4 protein-coding genes are annotated in these 5,362 nt (G+C 72.6%); 3 read left to right on the plus strand and 1 reads right to left on the minus strand.

Going from position 1 to position 5,362, the window contains the following annotated elements:
- Positions 1-349: 349 nt before the first annotated feature.
- Positions 350-1,480 carry a DUF3103 family protein gene (locus AC2CJA_RS23650; protein ID WP_484604707.1) on the minus strand — a complete coding sequence of 377 codons (1,131 nt, stop codon included), beginning with the start codon at positions 1,478-1,480 and terminating at the stop codon, positions 350-352.
- A 302-nt stretch (positions 1,481-1,782) separates the two neighbouring features.
- On the opposite strand from AC2CJA_RS23650, the gene AC2CJA_RS23655 reads away from it, so the two are divergent.
- The 3 genes from AC2CJA_RS23655 to AC2CJA_RS23665 form a co-directional block, all read left to right on the plus strand.
- Positions 1,783-3,588 (plus strand): thiamine pyrophosphate-requiring protein, encoded by a 1,806-nt coding sequence (locus AC2CJA_RS23655; RefSeq protein ID WP_484604710.1) that lies wholly within the window; start codon positions 1,783-1,785, stop codon positions 3,586-3,588.
- Positions 3,589-3,636: 48 nt separating this feature from the next.
- Positions 3,637-4,110 (plus strand): amidohydrolase family protein, encoded by a 474-nt coding sequence (locus AC2CJA_RS23660; protein WP_484604708.1) that lies wholly within the window; start codon positions 3,637-3,639, stop codon positions 4,108-4,110.
- Between the two features lie 75 nt (positions 4,111-4,185).
- On the plus strand, positions 4,186-5,362 hold a 1,177-nt coding region (locus AC2CJA_RS23665), incomplete at its 3' end, for a YhjD/YihY/BrkB family envelope integrity protein (protein ID WP_484604709.1).

The raw sequence follows: 5,362 nt of genomic DNA on the forward strand, positions 1-5,362 counted from the left end.
GCCTGCCCCCGCGGGGCCGCCTCCGTGCCCATGGCGGCGGCGGGTCGCGTACCGGGCGGCCCAGGAGGCCGGCGAGATCGGAGCCGGTGCCGCCCAGGCCGATGGTCCGGTGCGCGAGACCGGGCCGGCCGGCGACCTGCTCCGCCGTGACCGGAGTGCCGGTCAGATCATAGGCGCCCCCGTGCCGTGCCGGATCCGCCGCGACGACCGCGGCGGCCTCGGCGAGGTCCGCGTTCGGCGACCGCGGCCGTGGCGCCGTCGCCCAACGCGGACTCCACCGCGCCGTCGGCCCACATCAGCAGGCCGCCGAAGAGCTCGGCGTACAGGCCGTTGCGCAGGATCGTCGCGTCTAGAGGGCCGACACCCAGTACGGTTCGAGCGTCATGGTGCCGTTGCCCCGCGCGCCCCAGAACGAACCCGTGCTGTTCCGGGCGAGGGTGTACCAGGAGTCCACGTAGTCGGGATCGTCGGTCCACCAGTCGTCGGGCATGGCGTCCAGCACGGCGTTGACCAGCGGGACGTAGGCTCCCGCGTCGATGACGGTGAGCAGGGCGCCGGCGAGGGCCTTGGCGAGCGACCGGTAGTTGGTGCCGCCGTCCTCCTCCATCATCACCACGTCGGCGAGGTTGTACTTGTAGTACGACCAGTTCACCAGGATCTGGTTGGGCCGGTAGGTCCTGCCGTCCTCGTCCAGGTACGGCATGTCGACCGGGTCGACGCGCACCTTGCCGTCCTGGCCGAAGCCGGCCACCAGCGAGTAGATCTCGGCGTCGCCCTTGAACCAGGGCTCCTCGTCGTCGGACAGCCTCACGGAGGTGATGCGGCTTGTCCAGAAACCGTCGCTCGCGGTGCTCGCGGAGTTCACCGGGGCGGTCGTGGAGAGGCCGTGCCGGGCGAGTTCCTCGCGCAGGACGGCCATGCCCGCGGCGACGGCCCGCTCGGCGTCGACGCCGACCACGTAGACGGGACGTTCGGGGAGCCGGTGTGCGTCCAGTGTGTGTGAGCGGCCCGTGCTGTCGTAGGCGGTGACCGTGGTGGCACCGTCGTCGGCGGGGGCGGCCGCCACCAGGGGCTCGGCCCCGGCCTTCAGCGCCCTGCGCATCGACTCGTCGGCGAGGCGGAGGTGCAGCAGGGGGCCGGCCTGGGTACCGAGGCCCTTGGCCTCGGCAAGGGCTCTTTCGGCATCGCCGACCGCCGATTCGAGGTCCTGCGCGGCAGGTGAGGAGGTCTTCTCCGTGAGCTTGCCGAGACCGACCTCGTCCGAGGCGAGGGCCGCCGTCCCGACCCGGGCCCGCCAGGCGGGGTCGGAGAGGGAGGATGCCAGTGAACGGGCGGTGTCCTCCTCGATCGCGGTGACGCTCCCGGAGCCGCGCGGGGTGTCGGGCGGGGCGGGGGCCGAGGCTGCTTCCTGGACGGTGCCGAGGCCGAGGGCGAGGAAGGCGGCGCACACGACTGTGGTTCTGAACCGGTGTCTGGTCATGCGGGTCTCCTGCGGATGGGGCGGGGTGGATGCATGAGGATCGGTACGCGGATGCGGGCGGCCTCTTTTCTATGCGGGTAGAAACCGCCGCGTCGCCCAGAATGACGATGACATGCCAACGCGGCAAGGGGCGGGATCAGGCCACCCCCGACCCGCGCGGAGCGGTCCCGGATCCGGGAGAGGAGGCAGGCCGGGGTTTCCGCCCGGGCGCCACGGTTACCCGGGTGATGGCGCATGCCTACGGACAGAAGTGGCGGCCCGGGACTTCCGCGACACAGGGGACGGAGAGACGAGTGGCGAACATGAAGGTGGCCGACTACGTCCTGCGGCGGCTGCGCGAATGGGGGGTTGATCACGTCTTCGGCTATGCGGGAGACGGCATCAACGGTCTGCTGGCCGCGTGGGGCCGGGCGGAGAACAGGCCGAAGTTCGTCCAGTCCCGGCATGAGGAGATGTCGGCCTTCCAGGCGGTGGGTTACGCGAAGTTCTCCGGCAAGGTGGGGGTGTGCGCGGCGACCTCCGGACCCGGTGCGATCCACCTGCTCAACGGCCTGTACGACGCCAAACTCGACCACGTTCCGGTGGTGGCGATCGTCGGGCAGACCAACCGCAGCGCGATGGGCGGGTCCTACCAGCAGGAGGTGGACCTCAACAGCCTGTACAAGGACGTGGCCTCGGACTTCTGCGCGACGGCCATGGTGCCCGAACAGCTGCCGAACCTGATCGACCGGGCGATCCGCACCGCGTACGGCAGGCGCACGGTGACCGCGATCATCCTCCCCGCGGACGTGCAGGAGCTGGAGTACACCCCGCCCGGCCACGAGTTCAAGATGGTGCCCTCCAGCCTGGGACTGGGCAGGTCCGCGCCGGTCCCGGCGGACGAGGACCTCGCGCGGGCGGCGCAGGTGCTCAACGCCGGCGAGAAACCGGCCATTCTGATCGGACAGGGCGCCCGCGGCGCACGGGCCGAGGTCGAGCAGGCCGCCGACGTGCTCGGTGCGGGCGTGGCCAAGGCACTGCTGGGCAAGGACGCCCTGCCCGACACACTGCCGTACGTCACCGGCGCCATCGGACTGCTGGGCACCCGCCCGAGCCACGAGCTGATGCGCGACTGCGACACGCTGCTGGTGATCGGCTCCAGCTTCCCGTACACCCAGTTCATGCCCGGCCTCGACCAGGCGCGCGCGGTGCAGATCGACATCGACCCGCACATGGTCGGAATGCGGTACCCCTTCGAGGTGAACCTCGTCGGCGACGCGCGCGTCACACTGGAGCGGCTGCTGCCGCTGCTGCGCCGCAAGGAGGACCGCGCCTGGCGTGACACCGTCGAGGGGAACGTCTCCCGCTGGTGGGAGGTGATGCAGCGGCGTGCCGCTCTGGACGCCGATCCGGTCAACCCCGAGTACGTGGTGCACGCGCTGGACGGCCTGCTGCCCGAGGACGCCATCGTCACCGCCGACTCCGGCTCGGCCGCCAACTGGTACGCCCGCCACCTGCGGTTCAGGGGCGAGACGCGCGGCTCGCTGTCGGGCACGCTGGCGACCATGGGGCCGGGAGTGCCCTACGCCATCGGGGCGAAGTTCGCCCACCCCCAGCGGCCGGTCGTCGCCCTGGTCGGTGACGGGGCGATGCAGATGAACGGCCTGATGGAGCTGGTCACCGCCGCCAAGTACCGCTCCCGGTGGTCCGATCCGCGGCTGATCGTGTGCGTGCTGAACAACCGGGACCTCAACCAGGTCACCTGGGAGATGCGGTCGATGAGCGGCGCCCCGCAGTTCGAGGAGTCCCAGCACATCCCCGACCTGCCCTACGCCGAGATCGCCACCCGGTTCGGCCTGGACGGGGTGCGCGTGGAGAAGCCGGACGACGTGCGGTCCGCCTGGGAGCGGGCACTGGCAGCCGACCGTCCCTTCGTCATCGACGTCCGCACCGACCCGGCCGTGCCGCCGATCCCCCCGCATGCCACCTGGGACCAGATGGAGGCCACCGCCTCCGCGATCCTGCGCGGTGACAGCGACCGGGACTCGATGGTCCGCCAGGGGATCAAGGCCAAGGTGCAGGAGTTCCTCCCCGGCGGCAAGCGCCCCGAGGAGGAGCAGGACCGGTGAGCGCCCCGCCCGCCGCCCGCGGGCAGCGCCGCCGCCGACGACGGGGCCGTGGTGATCGACGCCACGGGCACCACGGTCCTCCCGGCCGTTGCCGACGTGCGCGCCGCGCTCGCGTCGGACATGTTCACGCAGATGCGCACCCTGCCGGCCGTCCGGCGGATGCGCGCCGTCCATGATGCCGCCCACGGCACCGGCGACGAGCCCGCACGCGCCACCACCCGCACCACCACACGCGACGTCCTGGACTTCGCGACGCCGTCCGGTGCCCGGACGCTCCGGCTCGACGGCGCCACCGGGTCCATCACACCGGGGAAGCAGGCCGGCCTCGTCGTCGGGACCGGGGACCTCAACACCATGCCGCCGCACGACCCGGTCGGGACCCTCGTGCTGGGCGCCGACCGGGGCAACACCACCCCGGTCCGCCGGGTCGCGGGCCGCGCGGCCGCAAGTGGGCCGGGTGCCTGGTCGGTGTCGATCCGGACGCCCTGCGCGCCAAGGTGCACGACTCGGTCGACCGGGTGAAGCCCGCGGCGACGACGGCTGTATCGTCACCACAAAGCGCACATATGCCCCATAGGACATGCGGAGGAGCGACCGGTGCCGACTGGTGCTGCGCACACGAGGCGGGGTGCGCTGCGCATGCTCGTCCGCGAGGTGCGCGGCGGTCTGCACGGCAGGCAGGTGGCCCTGGTGGCGGCGGGGATCTCCTTCTTCGGAATGGTCTCCGCCGTCTCCCTGGCCCTGCTCCTGCTCCGGCTGTGCGCCTTCGCGATCGGTGCGGACGGCACCCGGCAGGCCGTGGCGCAGATCGCGGACGCGCTTCCCCACGGGCACGGAGTACAGACAGGACTGCGGACCCTGGCCGAGGCCGCGGTCCGGCTGTCCTGGCCGGCTCTCACCCTCACGCTGGTACCCGCCAGCGTGTACGGGGAAGGGCTGCGCCGGGGCTTCCTGCAGCTGTCCCCGATGGCGGCACAGGACGACACGTTCACCGGCTGGCGGGGCAGGCTGGGACTGGCACCCGCACTGGCGGCGGCCCCGCTTCTCACGGGCATCGCCCTGTACGCCGGCCCGCCGCTGGCCCGGCTGGCCGAATCCGGCGCCCGGCACTACACCCTGTCCGCCTTCCTGGCCTTCCACCTGGTGTGGATCCTGCTCTCCACGGAGGTCCTCCTGGTCTTCCGGTTCGTCGGCGTCGGCGCCGCCGCCCCCCGGGCGGCGGTCCCGGCCGCGTTCGCGACGGGTGCGTTCCTGTGCGGTTTCCTCGGCGGCTTCGTGGTGTTCCTGGCCATCCCGGTCGACTGGAGCCTGCCGTTCGGCGGACTCGTCGTCCCGGGGGTCACCGTGGCACTGGGACTGTGGCTGTACCTGCTGCACGCGGTCCTGCTCGTCGGCTACCAGCTGATGCTCTGCCTGAACAGCCGCACGGAATCCCTCCTCGCGGTACTCCGCCCCTTCCCGGGGAGCCGGGCGCCGGGCCATCGCCCGGCCGGTGAGGCGGCCCCCCGGCCGGACTCCGGAGCGCCCGCGGCCGCGAAGAGGCGCCCCCGCGGCCGCGGGAGAGCGTTCGCAGGGCCCGCCGGAGCGCTCGACCGCGACGCCGCCCTGGCCCGGTGGGCCGAACTCCACGGAGGGTATGACCCCTCCCGCAGCGCTCTGGCCTCGAAATGGGTGGTGCTGGTCCGGCGCTGCGCCTCCACACGCCCGCTCCGTGCCCTGCCGCCCGACCTCCTGTCGCTGGCGGGGCCCCTCGCGGCGGCCGCCGCCGTGGCGC

This window comes from Streptomyces sp. ATLC9 (assembly GCF_057196705.1).

Excerpts from the sequence above, each read along its gene's own strand:
- AC2CJA_RS23650 (WP_484604707.1), bottom strand. The coding sequence starts at position 1,480 with ATGACCAGACACCGGTTCAGAACCACAGTCGTGTGCGCCGCCTTCCTC.
- AC2CJA_RS23655 (WP_484604710.1), top strand. The coding sequence starts at position 1,783 with ATGAAGGTGGCCGACTACGTCCTGCGGCGGCTGCGCGAATGGGGGGTT.